Annotated in this window: 15 protein-coding genes; 7 read left to right on the top strand and 8 right to left on the bottom strand. The window is 45.4% G+C overall.

Going from position 1 to position 19,459, the window contains the following annotated elements; translation table 11 throughout:
* Positions 1-10 precede the first annotated feature (10 nt).
* The 6 genes from HMPREF0999_RS18270 to kdsA all read left to right on the top strand — a co-directional run bounded on the left by HMPREF0999_RS18270 (position 11) and on the right by kdsA (position 3,961).
* Positions 11-232, top strand: a complete 222-nt coding sequence (locus tag HMPREF0999_RS18270; RefSeq protein ID WP_005861840.1) for a YtxH domain-containing protein — start codon at positions 11-13, stop codon at positions 230-232.
* A 7-nt stretch (positions 233-239) separates the two neighbouring features.
* A complete protein-coding gene (locus HMPREF0999_RS18265; RefSeq protein WP_005861838.1) occupies positions 240-647 on the top strand; it encodes a phage holin family protein in 408 nt (135 codons plus the stop codon).
* Positions 607-981, top strand: coding sequence for a hypothetical protein (locus HMPREF0999_RS18260; protein WP_005861836.1), 375 nt, complete (start codon positions 607-609; stop codon positions 979-981). The genes HMPREF0999_RS18265 and HMPREF0999_RS18260 overlap by 41 nt, the downstream gene beginning before the upstream one ends.
* Before the next feature lie 185 nt (positions 982-1,166).
* On the top strand, positions 1,167-2,168 hold the full coding sequence (gene gap, locus HMPREF0999_RS18255; RefSeq protein ID WP_005861834.1) for a type I glyceraldehyde-3-phosphate dehydrogenase: 1,002 nt from the start codon (positions 1,167-1,169) through the stop codon (positions 2,166-2,168).
* Positions 2,169-2,237: 69 nt separating this feature from the next.
* On the top strand, positions 2,238-3,161 hold the full coding sequence (gene miaA / locus HMPREF0999_RS18250) for a tRNA (adenosine(37)-N6)-dimethylallyltransferase MiaA (RefSeq protein WP_005861832.1): 924 nt from the start codon (positions 2,238-2,240) through the stop codon (positions 3,159-3,161).
* On the top strand, positions 3,158-3,961 hold the full coding sequence (kdsA, locus tag HMPREF0999_RS18245; protein ID WP_008780822.1) for a 3-deoxy-8-phosphooctulonate synthase: 804 nt from the start codon (positions 3,158-3,160) through the stop codon (positions 3,959-3,961). The genes miaA and kdsA overlap by 4 nt, the downstream gene beginning before the upstream one ends.
* Positions 3,962-4,023: 62 nt before the next feature.
* Here kdsA and HMPREF0999_RS18240 read toward each other — a convergent pair whose 3' ends face one another.
* Positions 4,024-4,674, bottom strand: coding sequence for a Crp/Fnr family transcriptional regulator (locus HMPREF0999_RS18240; protein WP_369799702.1), 651 nt, complete (start codon positions 4,672-4,674; stop codon positions 4,024-4,026).
* 213 nt (positions 4,675-4,887) lie between these two features.
* Between HMPREF0999_RS18240 and HMPREF0999_RS18235 the strand changes: the two genes are divergently transcribed.
* Positions 4,888-7,092: a DUF5686 family protein gene (locus tag HMPREF0999_RS18235; RefSeq protein WP_029257255.1), complete on the top strand. Its 2,205-nt coding sequence runs from the start codon at positions 4,888-4,890 to the stop codon at positions 7,090-7,092.
* Here the strand turns inward: HMPREF0999_RS18235 and HMPREF0999_RS18230 are convergent.
* The 7 genes from HMPREF0999_RS18230 to HMPREF0999_RS18200 all read right to left on the bottom strand — a co-directional run bounded on the left by HMPREF0999_RS18230 (position 7,086) and on the right by HMPREF0999_RS18200 (position 19,297).
* Positions 7,086-7,958: an N-acetylmuramoyl-L-alanine amidase-like domain-containing protein gene (locus HMPREF0999_RS18230; protein ID WP_009276574.1), complete on the bottom strand. Its 873-nt coding sequence runs from the start codon at positions 7,956-7,958 to the stop codon at positions 7,086-7,088. The genes HMPREF0999_RS18235 and HMPREF0999_RS18230 overlap by 7 nt on opposite strands.
* Positions 7,959-7,961: 3 nt before the next feature.
* Positions 7,962-9,983 (bottom strand): excinuclease ABC subunit UvrB, encoded by a 2,022-nt coding sequence (gene uvrB, locus HMPREF0999_RS18225; RefSeq protein WP_005861822.1) that lies wholly within the window; start codon positions 9,981-9,983, stop codon positions 7,962-7,964.
* Between the two features lie 3 nt (positions 9,984-9,986).
* Entirely contained in the window at positions 9,987-10,181 is a 195-nt protein-coding gene (locus HMPREF0999_RS18220) for a PspC domain-containing protein (protein ID WP_005861820.1), read from the bottom strand.
* A gap of 183 nt (positions 10,182-10,364) precedes the next feature.
* Positions 10,365-11,261: a sugar phosphate isomerase/epimerase family protein gene (locus HMPREF0999_RS18215; RefSeq protein WP_005861818.1), complete on the bottom strand. Its 897-nt coding sequence runs from the start codon at positions 11,259-11,261 to the stop codon at positions 10,365-10,367.
* Between the two features lie 32 nt (positions 11,262-11,293).
* Entirely contained in the window at positions 11,294-13,093 is a 1,800-nt protein-coding gene (locus HMPREF0999_RS18210; RefSeq protein WP_009276573.1) for a RagB/SusD family nutrient uptake outer membrane protein, read from the bottom strand.
* Positions 13,094-13,110: 17 nt separating this feature from the next.
* Positions 13,111-16,248: a SusC/RagA family TonB-linked outer membrane protein gene (locus tag HMPREF0999_RS18205; RefSeq protein WP_010185450.1), complete on the bottom strand. Its 3,138-nt coding sequence runs from the start codon at positions 16,246-16,248 to the stop codon at positions 13,111-13,113.
* Positions 16,249-16,651: 403 nt separating this feature from the next.
* Entirely contained in the window at positions 16,652-19,297 is a 2,646-nt protein-coding gene (locus HMPREF0999_RS18200; RefSeq protein ID WP_009276570.1) for a DUF5916 domain-containing protein, read from the bottom strand.
* Positions 19,298-19,459 lie beyond the last annotated feature (162 nt).

The raw sequence follows: 19,459 nt of genomic DNA, 5'->3' as shown, positions 1-19,459 counted from the left end.
AGAAAAAGTTATGAAAAGCGTAGATTCAAAATTATTACTTGGCCTTGTAGTAGGTGCGGCTGTTGGTGCCGCTGTAGGTTATTTGGCAGCGACAGATAAGAGAGAACAATTACTGGAAGAATTGAACGGTGTTGTCGGAAAAGTAAAAGAAGGTTTTAACTCCGCTCTTGCCAAATATAAAGAAGGAAAGCAAGAAGTAGTACAGGCAACAGAAGAAATCGTAGCTGAATAAGCTTTGTATGGAGAAAGATTCAGGAACAGTCTTCCGTGAGCTGAAAGAAGATGTATCGGCTTATGTGGAGTTAAAACTTGAGCTCCTAAAGTTGAGCACATATGAGAGAACGGGTAAAGTCATAGCCGTTCTCTCATATGGCTTGATATTATTGTTCTTGGCGTTCTTCGCCATCTTGTTCATATTCTTGGCCTTGGGCTTCTTCCTAGGGGATTGGCTCGGCTCCTCCGGGTTCGGATTCGGTATCGTGGCGGTCTTGTACCTGCTACTTATCGGCATTATAATAATGAATAGGGACAGGATCAGCACAAAAGTATTAAATGAGGTAATAGCCGCCATGACGGCGAATGACGATAAAAATAACGCGACAAACGATGAACAACCGGCAAACCCCACTGGAGAAACTGATTTCTGACAAAGAACGCATACAGAGACAATGTAAGCGACAGGAACAGAAATTGAATGAGGATTTCTCTTATATACAGGAGAACGCCGGAAGTTTATTGTTATCCGGATTATCGTCTCTCCTTTTCCCGAGCAATAAGTCAACGACAAAAACAAACGACAAGAACACAGCTCCCGTAACGGCTGGACAACCCTCCATCGCTTTAGGGATCTCAGACTATTTATCCATAGCGAAAGGCATGATTCCCATCGCTTGGGATCTCGCTCAACCATTTATTATGACGTGGGGAATCAAAAAAGCGAAAAAATGGTTCTCTAATCTCTTATTCAAGAAAAAGAAATAACCTCCAACAATTAATTTATGTTAGAGGGCAGCTTTTTTCTGGCTATATTATAAGGCTCAATACAAAAAACATGACTACATTTGCAGTCGTTAAAGCAAGGATAAAATGAATATCTACTCCTTGCGATGGATAAGAGATAAAAATAAAGACTTATTATTAATAAACCCATAAAAAGTTTTATTACAATGATCAAACTAGGTATTAACGGTTTTGGCCGTATCGGACGTATGGTGTTCCGTGCTGCAGTTGCTAACTTTGGCAACGACATTCAAGTTGTAGGTATCAACGACCTTTTGGATGCTGATTACTTGGCATACATGTTGAAATATGACTCAGTACACGGTCGTTTCGACGGCGAAGTAGCTGTAGAAGACGGCGCTTTGGTTGTAAACGGTAACAAGATCCGTTTAACTGCTGAGATGGATCCTGCTAACTTGAAATGGAACGAGGTTGACGCTGACGTTGTTGTTGAGTCTACTGGTTTCTTCTTGACAGACGAGACAGCTCGCAAACACATCCAAGCTGGCGCTAAGAAAGTTATCATGTCTGCTCCTTCTAAGGACGCTACTCCTATGTTCGTTTACGGTGTTAACCATACAACTTACGCAGGTCAAGACATTATCTCTAACGCTTCTTGTACTACAAACTGCTTGGCTCCTATCGCTAAGGTTTTGAACGACAAGTTCGGTATCGTTAAAGGTTTGATGACGACAGTTCACGCTGCTACAGCTACTCAGAAGACTGTAGACGGTCCTTCTAAGAAAGACTGGAGAGGTGGTCGTGGTATCCTTGAGAACATCATCCCTTCTTCAACGGGTGCCGCTAAGGCTGTAGGTAAAGTATTACCTGTATTGAACGGCAAATTGACAGGTATGGCTTTCCGTGTACCGACTTCTGATGTTTCTGTTGTTGACTTGACAGTAGTTCTTGAGAAAGAGGCTTCTATGGCTGACATCTGCGCTGCAATGAAGGAGGCTTCTGAAGGCGAATTGAAAGGTGTTCTTGGTTATACTGAAGACGCAGTTGTTTCAACTGACTTCCGTGGCTGTGCTAACACTTCTATCTTCGACGCTAAAGCTGGTATCTCTTTGGATTCTAACTTCGCTAAGATCGTATCTTGGTACGACAACGAGTGGGGTTATTCAAACAAAGTTTGTGAGATGGCTCGCGTTATCGCTGGTAAGTAATTTATTACCACTCTACATAGAAAAGGCTATCCTCTTTGAGGATGGCCTTTTTTTTCGTACGTTTGTATCATGAAATCATATGAACTTATCACGATTCTAGGGCCTACGGCTTCCGGAAAGACGACCTTCGCCGCCGCTCTCGCCGCCCAGTTGGATACGGAGATCATCAGCGCTGATTCCCGGCAGATCTATCGTTCTATGGATATCGGGACGGGTAAGGATTTGGCCGATTACAACGTGAATGGAAAACAAATCCCCTATCACTTGATCGATATCTGCGAGCCCGGCTATAAATATAACGTATTTGAGTATCAGCATGACTTTTTCCGGGTCTATGAGGATATGAAGCGGAGGGGTAAACTCCCGATCTTATGTGGAGGAACCGGGATGTACATAGAGGCCGTACTAAAAGGATATAAGCTATTAGACGTGCCTCAAAATCCTGAGCTAAGGGAATCCTTGAGGAATAAAACCTTGGAGGAACTGGAAACCATCCTCGCCTCTTATAAGATATTACATAATAAAACGGACGTGGACACCGCCCAGCGGGCTATCCGTGCGATCGAGATCGAGGAGTATTATAAGACTCAGGCACCAGACGTAAATGAATATAATCCGATCAACAGCCTGATCATCGGTATCCACATCGACCGGGAATTACGTAGGGAAAAAATATCCAGACGCTTGCGGACCCGGTTGGACGAAGGAATGGTGGATGAGGTTCGTACGATCTTGGCTACGGGTGTTAAACCGGAAGACTTGATCTATTACGGATTGGAATATAAGTTTCTTACTTTATATATTATCGGGGAGCTTTCTTTTGAGGAGATGGTCTCGCAACTCGAGATAGCGATCCATCAATTCGCCAAGAGGCAAATGACTTGGTTCCGGGGCATGGAGCGCCGGGGTTGCGAGATTCATTGGATAGACGCCACTCTACCGACCGAAGAAAAAATAGCGACAACAATGCGAATTCTAAATAATCAGCTATGATAACAATAAACGATCTAAATAAAAGCGAGAACTTCTTCTTGATGGCAGGTCCTTGCGTAATCGAGGGGGAAGATATGGCGTTACGTATCGCCGAGAAAATAGTGGGTATCACGGAAAGACTGCATATACCCTATGTATTCAAAGGCTCCTATCGGAAAGCGAATCGCTCCCGTCTGGATTCTTTCACGGGCATCGGGGATGAGAAGGCGTTAAAGATCTTACGGAAGGTGAGCGAGACGTTCGATATTCCCACCGTTACCGACATCCATGAGACAACGGAAGCTGCCATGGCCGCCGAATATGTCGATGTCCTTCAAATCCCGGCTTTCCTATGCCGCCAAACGGATTTATTGGTAGCGGCGGCCGAGACCGGGAAGATCGTCAATATAAAGAAAGGACAGTTCCTTTCGCCGGGTGCCATGCAATTCGCCGTACAAAAGGTAGTGGACGCAGGAAATGATAATGTCATGATCACCGAGCGGGGAACGACATTCGGCTATACCGACCTTGTTGTCGATTTCCGGGGTATCCCGCAAATGCAAACATTCGGTTTCCCAGTCATTATGGATGTAACCCATTCCTTGCAACAGCCGAACCAAACCTCCGGCGTGACCGGTGGATTGCCCGCCCTTATCGAGACGATAGCGAAAGCCGCTATAGCCATAGGCACGGACGGCCTGTTTATAGAGACCCACCCGGAGCCAAGCCAAGCCAAATCCGACGGGGCCAATATGCTCAGACTGGATTTATTAGAAGATCTTTTGACACGTTTGGTACGTTTACGCCAAGCGATCCTATAAAAAATAAGGGGCCCTTACTAAAAAGGCCCCTTTATTTCTTATTTTTACGATCAATAATCTAATTATCCCATCTTGCTGATTTTCTTCAACCGATCTTCATCTATCAACTTAATCTTTCTACCGTCTAAAGCAATGATACGTTCCGCCACAAAGGTAGACAACGTGCGAATAGCATTCGATGTAGTCATATTAGATAGATTTGCCAGATCTTCACGAGCCAAATAGATGCTTAACGTAGCACCGTCTTCTTCCAGTCCGTAACTATCTTTCAGGAATAACAAAGATTCAGCTAATCGCCCACGAATATGTTTTTGCGTAAGGTTAACCGTACGTTCATCCGAGATACCGAGATCAATGGATAATTGTCGGATGAAAAACATAGCCAAATTCGGATTACTCATTAAAAGGCCCGTAACCACTGTCATAGGAATCATGCAAACCGTAGAAGCCTCGAATGCGGAAGCGTTCGTCAAGTAATCTTCTTGAGCGAAACTAGCCCGGTAACCAAAATACTGCACAGGCTTAATCATTCGGATAATCTGGCTTCTGCCACCTACTCCATCCTTGTAAATCTTCACTTTACCCTTTAACAAGCACATCATGTCCTTTGGTTCGTCGCCCTCGCAATAAATCAACTCGTTACGTTTGAAATGCTGGATCGTCGAATTACTACGGAGGATCTCACGTTCCTTATCGGTCAGAACCCTCCACACCTCTGATAAACTGGCCGATAAATCGACCTCTTCTTTTTGCTGTTTAACCACGACTGCTATATAACATACTTATGAAGCACAAATATACGATTTTTCTTTTGATAAAATAAAAACTTTTGTACGATTAATTACACCATATTGTAACATTTTACTTTCTTTCACGTCTAAACTGAAATTTATTCATTATGTTTGTCTGGAAAGAATGTAAAATCGTTGAAAAAGTTATATTCGATACTTACCTTGATTTTAATCTCTATAAGTATTTTCGCGAAGAGCACTGATACTTATAGTGATAAGATCCTGTCTTTTGGCAAGGGGAATCGAGAAACGAGAGAACGGGCGGACTCGATCATGCACCTTGTTATCGAAAAGGCAACCCAATATCAAAATACGGTATCGAAATATGAGGCTGAGATCTATATCAAAGGACGTACAGAAATTTTAAAACAAAATATGTTAATACGTCTCGCCCACCATATCTTCCCTATCGACCGAAAAAATAAGGATATGCTTTTTGAGATGGTCAGCCAATCTAAATTTAACGCTCCGCAGAACTATCTTCATGATCTAAAGGCGGTCAACGGAAACAGCATACCCAACGGGAAAAAGCAGCAGGAGGCCTTGGCCTTCTTGAATTTGAACGTATACTCCCCTACCGCTTACGATGATGCTATCTTCATGCCGATAGCTAGCAACGCTTTTAAGTTTTATACGTTCAATTTGGAAGGGCTGGAAACTATCAACGGCTTGACGATTTACAAAATCCGTTTCCTGCCGAAGCAATGGAGCCAGAAATTGGTATGCGGGGATTTATATGTCATCGACCAGTCATGGACGATCGATAAGATCGATATGAACGGTCGTTACTCTTTCGCCGAATTCAACCTAGTCATGAGCTACGGACGGGATTTCAGGCGGTTCATCCTGCCCGAGAAGGCGGATCTATTCCTCCGATACAGGGTATTGGGAAACGCAGTGGCAACCACCTACCATTCTTCCTTTAAGTATCAGGAAGTGGAATGGGTGGAGGAGGACAACGAAAGCCATAAATGGAAATCCTTGGACCTGACCAATTATTACAAGCTCTCGTCCGATACGGTTCCTATTATCAGGGATTCCACGTATTGGAATATCCATCGTGACAATCCCTTGAGTCCGGATGAAGCCCACTTATACAATAAAGCCCAAGAGCAGAATATAAATAAAATCGATACGGCCGATGATCTCCAGAAGTACGTTAAACTAACGGAGCAGTTAACGAATACGGTCAATATGGATTATAAAACGACCCGTATTAAATATTCCGGGCTTCTGAATCCATTCCAATTGGGTTATTCCGCCCGTAACGGCATCACTTACAAACAGCGATTCCGTATCAGCAAGACATTTACCCGTGACAAGCAAATTCGTTTTCGTCCGGAGATAGGTTACGTATTCAAGCGCAAGCAGATATTTTTCAAGGTTGGAGGCGATTGGGAATACTCGCCGCAGAAACGGGGAATTTTATCGGTAGAAGTAGGAAACAGTAATGAAAGCTATTCCTCCGAGATCACCCAAAAGATCAATGAGGAACTAAAGGATTCCACCTTCAATTTTGATGATTTAAACCTTGAGTATTTCAAACACTACTATGCGGAAATAAAAAACTCCATTGAGTTATTCAATGGGTTTCAATTAACAACAGGCATCTCTTACCATCGCCGTATCCCCTCTAAAAAGAAAGTGGCGATTGATCCCGGGGATGATGTAGAGGAAATACTTAGCCAAAATTATAATGACTTTACGCCCACGCTCGGTTTCTCCTATACCCCCCGCCAATATTATCGCATGGACGGATACCGGAAGGAGTATGTCTATTCGTATTATCCCACGATATCAATCGAAATAGCGAGAGGTATCCCCGGAGTCGGGAAAAGCTCGGGAGATTACGGACGTATAGAGGCGGACGTGCATCAAAGCCTTATGCTTGGCCTATGCAGACGATTGAACTATCATATCAGCGCCGGTCTTTATACGCAACAGAAGTCTACCTATTTCGCAGACTTTAGGTATTTCACCCGCAGGAATTTCCCCGATACATGGGATGATCAGATCGGCGGAGTCTTCAATCTGCTGAAAGGCGAGTGGTTCAATGCCTCCGATAAGTATATACAAGCGCATTTCATGTATGAAAGCCCTTTTGTCTTATTCAAGATCCTCCGCATCAACTCCACGAAAAAATTCATGCAAACGGCCTCACGCTATATCCTCTCCGAACGCTTTTATCTGAGCCAGCTATGGACACCGGTCTTGCCTAGCTATACGGAAGTCGGATACGGGATCGGGAACCATATCTTTAATATCGGGATATTCGCCGGATTCGATCGCTGGCATTACCAAAGCATGGGATTCAAGTTTGCCTTCGAGTTATTTCAATAAATCGATAGTGGGCGGGCTACCAATATCCCTTTACAGCTCTTTATCCCCTCGGCGTAATCTCGTAAGGAGGATACTTGGATGATTACCTTTTTAGCGGAAAAAGAGGCATGGATAAATGTCAGTTGTCCATCCTTCCAATAGGCGATCCCGACATGCGTCACGTCCAGCCCCTTGATAGAAGTAACAAAACAGAGGATATCGCCATTCTTGATTCCGGACGAACATTTCTCGATCTCCTGTTTAGGCACATAATAATGAGGACGCAGGTTTATCTCCTTTTCCTTATCGGCCATCCTTCGAACCCTTTCCGGATGGTTCTTCAATTGCTTATAGCTATCCGGATGCGTGGATATAAAAGATAAATCCAAAGGTAGGGAGGCACCACCGATCTCCCGCCCCATATCTTTCACGATTCCTTTTCGCTCGTTCTCATAGAACCAGTCGGTCATATAATGCAAACGATCCGTGTAATCATGGATCGTGCCGTCTCTGTACCGGAGCTGCTGTAAATTCTCACAGAAGTTCTCAAAGGTAGGATTTTCTTCCCACAGGGTGCGGGATAAAGCCAATACGCTCTCCGCGAATGTGGTACAATCCAGTTCCCGCAGATTAACCACCAAGCCCTCCGGCTCCTTTTCCAAGGTAGAGGCGACATAAGGAGTCCCCCGGAAGAAAAGGGCGGTATGGATCATTAGCTTGTCTAGGGGTAACGACTTCTTAGGTTCCATCTGAGTACAATACCGATCGAAAATAGCACGATCCTCATCCGTACAATACAACTTACGGGATGTATGCTCTTGGGCGTTCACTAAAAACACCATACATACACACATCCAAAAACCGAGCAGTAGCATTCCCCTTCTCATAAGCTAATCCTTTTTCGTTTTCAGTAAATCCTCCAATTTCACCAGCTCGTCACGGAATTGGGCAGCCTCGATGAAATCCAGTTTCTTCGCCGCCTCTGTCATCTGTTTGCGAGTCCGCTCGATCGCCTTCTCAAGCTGCGTACGGTTCATGTATTGCACGACCGGGTCCGCTACCAAGCTTGGTTCCGGCTCTATATAAGCGTAAGGCTCCGCCGTTTGTTGTTTCTCGGCAAGCATGGATACACTGTTTTTCATGACTTGCTTCGGAGTAATGCCATGCGCCTCGTTATAAGCCATCTGTTTCTCCCGCCGGCGATTGGTCTCGTCCATGGTCTGCTGCATACTCGCCGTGATCTTATCGGCATAGAAGATAACCTTTCCATTCACGTTTCGGGCGGCACGTCCAGCTGTCTGCGTCAAGGATCGGTGGGAACGCAAAAAGCCTTCCTTATCCGCATCCAAGATAGCGACCAACGAGACTTCCGGTAAATCCAGCCCCTCGCGTAGCAGATTGACACCGATCAGCACATCAAACAGGCCATTCCGCAGGTCGTCCATAATCTGTACACGTTCCAAGGTATCTACATCGCTATGTATATAGTTGCATCGTACCCCCATGCGGGTCATATACGTAGTCAGCTCTTCCGCCATACGCTTGGTCAAGGTAGTCACCAAGACTCGTTCGTCTTTTGCCGAGCGCTGCGTGATCTCCTCCATCAAGTCGTCGATTTGGTTTAATGAAGGACGGACATCGATAATCGGGTCCAGCAGGCCTGTCGGACGTATCACCTGCTCCACCACCACTCCCTCGCTCTTTATCAACTCGTAATCAGCGGGAGTAGCGCTCACGTAAATGCCCAGAGGCGTCAACGACTCGAACTCATCAAAGGTAAGCGGACGGTTATCCATCGCCGAGGGCAAACGGAAACCATACTCCACCAAGTTTTTCTTCCGGGCATAATCCCCGCCATACATCGCACGAATCTGCGGGATCGTCACATGGCTCTCGTCTACGACAAGCAGGAAGTCTTTCGGGAAATAATCCAACAGGCAGAAAGGGCGATCACCCGCCGCGCGTCCGTCGAAATAACGGGAATAGTTCTCGATACCCGAGCAATGCCCTAGCTCCCGGATCATTTCCAGATCAAACGTGACACGCTCATACAGGCGTTTCGCCTCGAAGGGCTTACCGATCTCCTTGAGGAAATTCACCTGCGTTCCCAGATCCACATCGATCTGACCGATCGCCATATTGATACGCTCTTGGGTGGTCACGAATAAATTGGTAGGATAAATATTCAGCTCATCTTGCTCATCATACTCCTCGCCTGTCAACGGATTGAAAGAGGAGATGCGGTCTATCTCATCATCCCAGAACTCGATACGGTACGCCATGCCGTCGAAGGTCTCGATCGCCGGGAAAATATCCACCGTATCACCATTCACACGGAAACAGCCGCTTTTGAACTCCAGCTTATTATTCACGTACAAGGCGTCTACAAACCGGCGCAACAGCTTATCCCGGTCGATACGCATACCCCGTTCCAGATGCGTCACTTTCTCGGCGAATGCCGTAGGATCCGCCATACCATATAAGCAGGATACGGATGAGACCACGATCACGTCCTTACGACCCGACAATAAGGAAGCCGTGGCCCTCAAACGCAGCTTATCGATCTCCTCATTGATCGCCAAATCTTTCTCTATATAGGTATCGGTAGAAGGTAGATAGGCCTCCGGCTGATAATAATCATAATAAGAGACAAAGTACTCTACCGCATTATTTGGGAAAAACGCTTTAAACTCACTGTATAACTGAGCGGCAAGCGTCTTATTATGGCTGAGTATCAAGGTTGGTCTCTGAACTTCCTTTATCACGTTAGCGATCGTAAACGTCTTACCAGAACCGGTAACACCTAAAAGTGTTTGAAAAGGAACGCCGCTCTTGATCCCTTCCGACAATGCCGCAATCGCCTCGGGTTGGTCACCCGTGGGACTGAACGAAGACGATATTTCAAAATTCATTCTTTATCCGATCTGTTGTTTAGGCATTATTAACCATAATATAATGTAGAGCAGTATACCGAATCCGGCGAAAAGAACCATCAATACCCATACGATCCGTACGATCGTCGGATCGATATCCAAGTATTCCGCAAGACCGGCACAAACACCCCCTATCATCTTATTATTCGAACGAGTCAATCTTTTCTTCTCTTCCATTATCCTCTATTTTAACAATTAGACAGTATACACGCAAAGATAATTTTTTCCCTCTAATAAAATAACAACTCCTGTCGATAATTCTTACAAATACGACAATGCCCATTGCAGGCTCTTTATAATGGGCATTATAAAGCACTTACAATGGGCATTCAACACCGCTTACAATCGTGATTAAGCGGCCTATCGATCCAGCAACTCTTGCAAATATTTACGAGTTTGGATCACATAATCATGGCGGGTACCATTCAGCTCACATTCAATTGTTATCGCACCCTTGAATCCTTGTTTTTTCAACTCGGCAATCACTGCGGGAAAATCTACATCGCCCGTAGGGATCGGTACCTCATGGCCCAGCTCATACGGATTGTTAGGATCCGGATACTTGCCATCCTTCGCATGGAACTCTTTAATCAAGTTACCAAACAACTTGACCGCATCCAGGGAGTTCGACTTGCCATACATTAGTAAATTCGCCAAATCACAATTGATAAACAAATTACCCGTACCGATATCCCGGATCGCACGAATCAAAGTGATTGGTGTCTCCTGCCCAGTCTCGAAATAAATCAAGACATTACGCTCCTTCGCATAAGTAGCCAAGCCACGCATCACCTCAATGAAATCCTTATACTGCGCCGAAGACGGATCCTCTGGAATAAATCCAAAATGCGAGTGCATAGCCGGAATACCAGCCTGTACACAAAAATCGATCATTTTACGGTATAAGTCCAACTTCTCGAAACGCTCATCGATAGGTACCAGGCCGATCGTAGCCGGTCCTTGACGAAAATTCCACGTACTTTTACTTCCCGGCACACCAACCAACGTAGTTACCCGGATCCGGTGCTTCTCGGAAGCGGCCTTCACCTGCTCCGCCAATTCCTTCGTGAATCTTTTTTCACTATAATTTAACTCACAAGAACCAAAGCCCTGCTCATGCAGGGCTTTGAAACTCTTATCTATATCGCGTACATCATATTGGATAACACCGATCGTGATCTGTTCCTGCGCCTTCACGCCCGGACAAATCAAGGCCATAGCCACCACGTACGCCCATATATATTTCCTAATGTTCATATTCCTTATTATTCAATCTAAGAATCAATCAATTATTGTTCCATAGTCGGATTGAACGTACCTCCCCAATTATTATTCTGCTCCAAATTCGGGTTCTCGTCCAAGTAAGTTTTCTTGATCGGGAAGAAATAGAAGCTTTCCTCGATCACGAACTGGCGCTCAGCTGCCTCCGTATAAGGAACTTGATGGATTACGTAGCGAAAATCACCGGTAGTCAACTCATTCTTGGCGATCCGGTCGCGAGCGACGTTCAAGTCCATATCCGAGCCATCCGGGTTGACTGCGATCGCCTCGATACCATGTTTCGTCCAACCGGCCAACATCATCATATTACGCGTACGGCGCAAGTCCCAGAAACGATGTCCCTCATAGCACAGCTCGATATGACGTTCATCCAAAATCGCCTGACGGATCTCCTCACGGCTACCAACCTTCAAGCCATACAAACCATCCGCCCCTGCCTCTATACCCGCACGCTTACGGATCTGTTTCAACAAATCGATAGCTACATCAGAATGTCCGTTCTCATTAGCGGCCTCCGCATAGATGAACATCACTTCGGCAAAGCGCATCAAGATATAATCAATATCGAACGTCATCACCTTGTCTTGTGTCAAGGAAAGATCAGACACTTTGTAATTATACATTCCAGAGAAAATATCATTGTTGGCCGCATTGACACCCGCATTCGGATTGACACCATATTGATCGTCTGCGTTGCTCACACCCAAGGCGTTATACATACGGTTGTCGGCAGATCTACCAGCTACCGGCCATTCGCGTCCGTTATACAAACAAGCCCTGTTGAAACGCGGATCGCGATTCTTCCAGAAAGCCTTCAGCAAAGCCTGCTCGTCACCTACGTAATACTTGCCCGTAGGATCGTCGTAACGCTTACCATCCAACATCGGGAAATCCTTTACGAATTCCCAAGTAGGATTATGATAAGGTTTATCACGGCTCACAGAAGCCGGACGCGTACCATACTCCCAAGTAGCGACACGGTTCGGATTTGAATAAATAACCGGGAAGATAACCTCCGGACCTCTTTCTTGCAACCAAATATCCGCCGGATTCTCTGTCAACGCGATGCCATTCTGCACACAAAAATCATACGCCTCCTTAGCCGCCACGTAAGCCTCTTTCCAGTATGCGTTATCATACATACGTTTCGGATTGAACTGAGGAGAAGCTTTCAGTAACAAGGTCTTTGCTTTCCAAGACTTTGCAAAACACTGGTCTATACGCCCATAATCACTGGAACTACCAGCTATTTTGGCAGGCAACAAGGAAATCGCATGATCCAAATCCTCTATCATAAACTGGAAACATTCCGGCGTAGAGTTACGTTTCACGTACAAATCATCCTTATCTTTATCTTGCGGCACTTTCAAATAAGGTACGCCACCATGATGCAACACCATCCAATAATACATATAGGCACGCATGAAATAGGCTTGTCCCAACATGAAATCCACAGCTTTCTTATCCTCTATCACGCTAGACTCCAGTTTAAAGATCGCCTCATTGATGTGGCGGATCTTGGTATAGTCCCATTTTTTATAACTATCCCCAGTCTCCGTGATCGTACCCAAATACCAAGGAATGCCCGTCACTTGATCCGAATTTTGGTCGGCAGAAACACTCCAGCCCTCAAAACACTCCTCATACAGATTGTTCACGTACGCCTGAGCCAGGTTAAGGTCTCCCCAAACCATAGACTCATCGTAGGTCTCTAGGTTGTCGATATCCAACGTGTCACAGCCTGTTGTCATTCCACCTAACAGAAAGGCCGCACTAATTATCGCATATTTAAATTGAATCATTTTCATATCTTCCTATATTATATTTAGAATGAGAAATTAAGACCAAAAGAGAACGTTCTCATCAAAGGATAAGAATCATAATATTCTTGTTCCGGATCCAAGAACTCGGTCACAGCTGAAATACAGAACAAGTTAGTAGCATTCGCAAATACCTGAGCATGCGTGATTCCTAACGGACGAAGAATAGCCATAGGCAAATCGTAACCAATATTTAGATTCTTCAAACGCAAATAAGCGCCATTGCGCATCCAGTAACTCGTATTACCCGCTCCAGACTCATACCAACTCGTGCCCGTGATACGTGGATAAACCCCATCCGGATTAAGTTCCGGATCATACACCTTATCACTCGTCCAAATCGGGAAATAAGGACGAATCGTACCACCATGTTGATAGAAACCTCCATCTACGCCACCTACGAAGCGATCATATTTTCCGACCCCTTGAAAATGCACATCCAGCGTGATTCCCTTCCACTTGATACTACCGCCAAAACCATAATTGATACGTGGCGTACCATTCTCACTCAACAAATTATACTCATCATTGCTATCAATACGTCCGTCCGGTCCCTCCGAGTAGCCATCGCCTCTCGTATCCTTATACAAGATACCACCCAGATAAGGATCCCGTCCGAATTGCTTGAAACCTTTCGCCTTCAAGGCTTCCACCTCTGCCGGATCCGTCAGCAAGTGATCGGCGATCAGGCCCGTCAAGATTCCCTCAGCCTTACCCTGTTTTGACAACGCATGCAGGTTACCCCCTTCTCGATAAGTGGCATCCTCATCCAATACATCCCAACGATCACGAGCGAATCCCAGATTCAAGTAGGCAGAGTAAGTAATCTCGCCATTCGCGGCCTTATCCATCCAAGTCAGAGCCAACTCACCGCCTCGCCAAGAACGCTCGGCATAGTTTTCCGGAGCCAAAGCCTGTCCGTACGTGCTTGGGAGTGTCACCGTACGCGGTCCGAGGATATCTACCTCTTTCCGATAAAAGGCATCGAACGTTCCAGACAAACGATTATTGAAGAAACCAAAATCCAAACCACCATTATAAGTAGTTGAGGTTGCCCATGTCAAGGCATAGTTCGGAGTCGCTCCAGCCACAATCGTATTTGCCAAGTTATTACCAAAGATATATTTTTCACCCAATTGATACTTTTGCAAATAAGAGAACGCATCCACCTTGTCAATCGGGTCCTTGCTCAAATCCATATCATTACCCGTCGTACCATAAGAGGCACGGATCTTCAAATTACTCAACCAATCAGATGTCGGCTCCATGAAAGACTCTTGGCTGATACGCCATGCGGCAGATACAGAGGGGAAGAAGCCCCAACGCTTACCGTCTGGGAAAAGGGTATTACCATCGTAACGGAAAGAAAATTCTGCTATATACTTCTGATCAAATGTATAATTGAAACGGCCGATCCAAGAAAGGCGCCCTCCGTTCTTCTCCTTCGCCTCGCCCCAGCGTCGCAAAGCATCGGATGAGTAGTTGAACATCTGGTCTAAATTCGTAAGCGGAGACTCACCTTTGGCCGATACCTCCTCGCCACCATTAGATGCCTGCTCGAATACCACCATGGCTGCCACATCATGCTTACCGAACGTATTGGCATAATTCACGAACCAGTTGAATTGCTCGGTCCACAATTGTTTAGTCTTATACTCCAGATTCTCGTAATTCTGCGAGAAGTTGAAGGTATTATATTCATTCAAATTCAATGGAGCCGGCAAAAAACGATTGCCTTGCGGATCCGCTTGCTGGAATTTATAGTTTTTCTGGAAGGTCATAAAGCGCTTCCGGTTGTAATCGTGGCCTAGATAAGAGGCCATCACTTTCGTGCTCAAACCTTTCGTTATGAAATCAAGGTTGATATTGAACGAAACGATACCGTTCAAATTACGCCGACGTGTCTTCAAATAACGGTTTCCAACCACTTGATCCACGGGATTCCATCCCTGCCAAGAGCCATAGTCTTGATAGATCGGATAATCCGTGATGGTGTTAGCGGGCGTTCCGTCTAAGTAAGAGTAAAACGGCGTTGTCTTCATTGCGTTGAAGGTACAACGATATAAATCGTACACCGATTGGTCGTCATCGTCAGAGAAAGGCCAGTAGAAACGCTTATCGTTCGATTGATTCGCATCCAAGTTCACATTCATGGTTATATACTTGGTCAAATCGACAGAAAGGTTCGAACGTAAGGAGAATTTCTTATTCTCCAACGACACATACGATCCCTCCTCGGCCAAGAACGATCCCATCACATAATACTTTACCTTATCCGTACCACCGTTCACGCTCAAGGAGTGTTTCGTATTCCAGGGATTCTGCCAAATATAATCGTTCACGTTATAGTTGATCTTATTATCACGGAAATAGGCATACTCCTCCTCGCCATTAGGAAGCGGCGTACCTTGGAAACGAGCTACCGCATTCTGGTAGTCCAAATCATCAATCGCATCCCAACGGTCGGCAAACAATTCCTGAGTCGGTTTACTAAACGCATAAGAACCTTGGTAATTAAATATCGGTTTTTGGTTTTTCGTTCCTCCCTTAGTCGTTACCAACACGACACCATTTCCAGCAGCGGAACCATAGATTGAGGCGGTAGCCGCATCTTTCAAGAAGCTCATTTGGTCTATTTCATAAGGTTCCAATAAGTCGAAAGCCTCTTTATCGCGAATCACCCCATCAATAACGAACAAAGGATCACCGAATCCTCCACGCATACGAATCTCGGATTTAGCCCCCATCAAACCAGAGTTGCCCGTGATCGTAGCTCCCGGAGCACGTCCGGCCAAAGAGTTTGAAAGGTTTGTACTCGGGATCACAGATAGATCATCCGCTTTCACGTTCGATATAGACCCGGTCATGTTCACTTTTTTCTGCACGCCATAACCTACGACAACGACCTCATCCAACTTCTGCGTATCCTCTTTCAAACGGATTTCCAACGTACTTTTCCCTGCCACAGGAATCTCACGGTCTAGATATCCGATATAAGAAACCACCAAGATTGCGTTTTCAGGAACATTGATTAACGTAAACTTACCATCCATATCGGTAATCGTACCGTTTGTCGTACCTTTTACAAGAATGTTTGCACCAATCACTGGTATACCGGCTTCATCAATAACGGTACCCGTCAATCTTATATCATTCTGATTTACAGAATAATTATGGGGGGGGGGTATTTTGTACACCATACAACGGAGAGAACGCTCCTAACGCTAAAAGCACCGTTGCTAAGTAATATTTATTATTCATAAAACTAGATTTAAGTCTCTTTTACACTTGAATTATACTAAAAATTCTTTTCAAAAACATCTCATCTGAATGAGATTACCCACACACTGTTCTATCCATCTCTCACCATATCTAAAATTTAAGATTTATTCATTAAACATCAAGGTTAACTTGCCTCAAAATCTTGTTTGCATTGAGAAGCATTTTTCTTTTCACCGCAAATATAAATAAAAATCATAAAAAACAAACAACACGATCAGGTTCCGCCAACATCCATTCAATAATTCAATCCGAACTACAAATAGACTATAGATTGAACCAATAATTCATTTTGATCATGAACGTATTTGTAGCGGGGAGTCCCCACATACGATCCAGATTACTTCCCCAGCCGGAGGAGTACCAGTTGTCCCGGTTAGACATCCGGTGTTCCCATACGAAATAAAGCGTGGAACCGGGCAAGTATTCCCAGCGGGCTACCAAGTTGGAACGAAACTCGTTAAACCTAAAATCAGGGTTCCTAAAAGGCATCTGCCCAGCTCCCTCCCCGATGGTATAGACTCCATCCGCATAAGTCAATTGATCCGGATCAATACGTTGGAAACGGTTCTCAAAGGTATGCGACTTCGTATCCGCCGCTAATTTAAAATCATCGTATTTAGCGATGGAGGTGAACGGGGCACCATAAAATTGAATGGAAATATCGGGGGTCACGTTCACTTGTAATTTCAGCGTGAGGCCATAGGTCTTCTGATCCATGTGGCCCATGACATAATAATAAGGGGCCAAGCTACTCGAGCTAAGCGGACTCGTCGTAGCCACATATTGCATCTCATCCGTATTCCACGCATAATCCAGTTGACCGGACAAATAGACATGGTTTCCCAAGCGGAATGTCAAGCTCGGCGAGATCGTATTGAAGCGATTTCCCTCGAAATTATGATCGCCCTCGTATTTGAGCATGAACATCATTCGTTTCGCCTTATCGGTATTGAACTTAGCGGAAGTTAAGAAATAAGAACCGAAGCGAACATCCGGTCCCCCTCGCAGCAAGCGGCTATCCAGCCAATTCCAAGCAAAGGTTTCCTTGACATCCCATTCATACCGGTTCATCGTCATACTTTGCCAACGCAAAGAAGCGTTGTTGCTAAAAGGAGTACCGCCGTAATTCCACATATTCTTTTGGGACAGGGTAAAGGCGTTGTACCGGAATATCTTCCAGATATCGGTCTGCCGATACATGATCTCCGTCTCATTCATCAGATAATCTGTCTCCTTCATATATCCCATATCATTCAAGTCGAAACCGGGTGACGACCAAGTAAAGGTCTCCGAGAAGTTCCATTTGGCGTTTCCTTTCCGTCCCACTTTCACATAACCACCCGTTCCGGTCAGGGAGCGACGGGTAGGATCCACCCCCAGATAATCGGCGGAGGAAGCCCTTTGATAATAATGCGCCACGCTATTCTGCAAAGCCGTGATCGCCCCGGCGCTACCATGCAAGGAACTCAACATTCCCTTTACATCTATATAATAAAGGCGATTCTTGAAATACTGGGTAAAGTCAATACCCGCCGTGAAAGCGTTACGCACCATGAAATCCTCCAGATAAGGCTGATCCAAGGCACGGTTTACCGAAGTCACCATACCGCCCAGCAAGGTATTCCCCTTCCAGTTCTTTTGCACACGGGCCACGGTATAGTTTGTCAAAGGCTCCACGACTTCCACATCCTCCACCCCGTTACGGGTAACCTTGGAGGAGGAACGTGCCGTTACGCTCTCGATCACTCCGATCGTCAAGCCCCGTTTATTCGTACCCGTCAGTTTCAAAGCACCAATAATCGGCACATTCTCTTTCGTCTCGGCATAACTGCCTACATTGTCTATACCCCGTGGCGTATAAGAGGGAGAGGCGCCGATCCTACGGGTATAAAACATCATATCGCTACCGTTCGCAAAATCCAAGATATGTTTTCCTTCCAAGAAGAAGGGGCGTTTCTCATCGTAAAACGTCTCGTAAGCCGTAAGGTTCATTACGGAGGGGTCCAACTCCACTTGTCCGTAATCCGGATTGATCGTCATATCCAACGTATAATCCGAGAGGGCGAACTTAGCGTCCAAGCCCACGTTTCCTCCCCAGCTATGCCCTTTTTGATAAGGGCTGCCGTCTATCCGGGGTTCCTGCCTGTATTTACCCATTACATACGGCAAGAACTCGATGCCGCGAGGCTTGGGAACAGAGTCCATGCCGCTCATGTTTCCGAACGAAAAGACATGTCCATTATTCTTCAAGGGAATCATGCTCCAATTTTGCACCTCGTTATTCCTACGTATGATACGGCGTACGTGCAAGCCCCAAACGCCATCCTCCGATTGCTGGTTATAGCGCAACTGGCTGAACGGGATACGCAGCTCGGCGGTCCAACTGGAATCCGCCCGATCAATATGCGTCCGGCCCTCCCAAACGGCGTTCCAGCTCTTATTGACATCCAACTTGTCGGTAACGATTAAATCGGTCTTATTCCCTCCCAGATTGATATTAAATTCCGGCGCCGCCCGATAATCATGGTAGGTATCGAAAGCGACACTGATCAAATCGCCCAGACTATTATCATCCCGGTTCCCGATAAAACGGTTCATCTTATCCGGCACGGCGTCCTTACAATACACGCCTATATAGATATATTTATCATCATAGAAAAGTTTCACCCGGGTCGGAGATTGGGTGATCGCCCGCTCATAGGGGATAATCTGTACGAAACGATCCGACCATTCGCCTTGCTTCGTCCAAAAGTCCTCATCCAGCTTACCGTCAATCGTAGGTTTCACTTCCGATACTTTCCGGATATTATAGGTACGCTTATAAGCTTTCTCAAAAGGGACGATCGAATCTTGCTGGGCTTCGCACAACAACGAGATTCCTAAAAACACGAGTAGAGTCAGATATTTCATAATGGTCTAGACTATAAGATAACAATAAGCCTCAAAGATAAGCACTTCTTTTCAGAAAAGAACACATCTTCCTTAGATTTATCGCAACGAAGCCGAAGGCATACGATATCAAGTACTCACTGCACCCCGTTTTGCAGTATTACTGCGACACACGTGCAGCGC

Source organism: Parabacteroides sp. D25 (assembly GCF_000307475.1).
GTDB classification, from domain to species: Bacteria; Bacteroidota; Bacteroidia; order Bacteroidales; family Tannerellaceae; genus Parabacteroides; species Parabacteroides distasonis.
The sequence above is the reverse complement of the archived record's forward strand: the minus strand, read 5'-3'. Positions and strand labels throughout refer to the sequence as shown.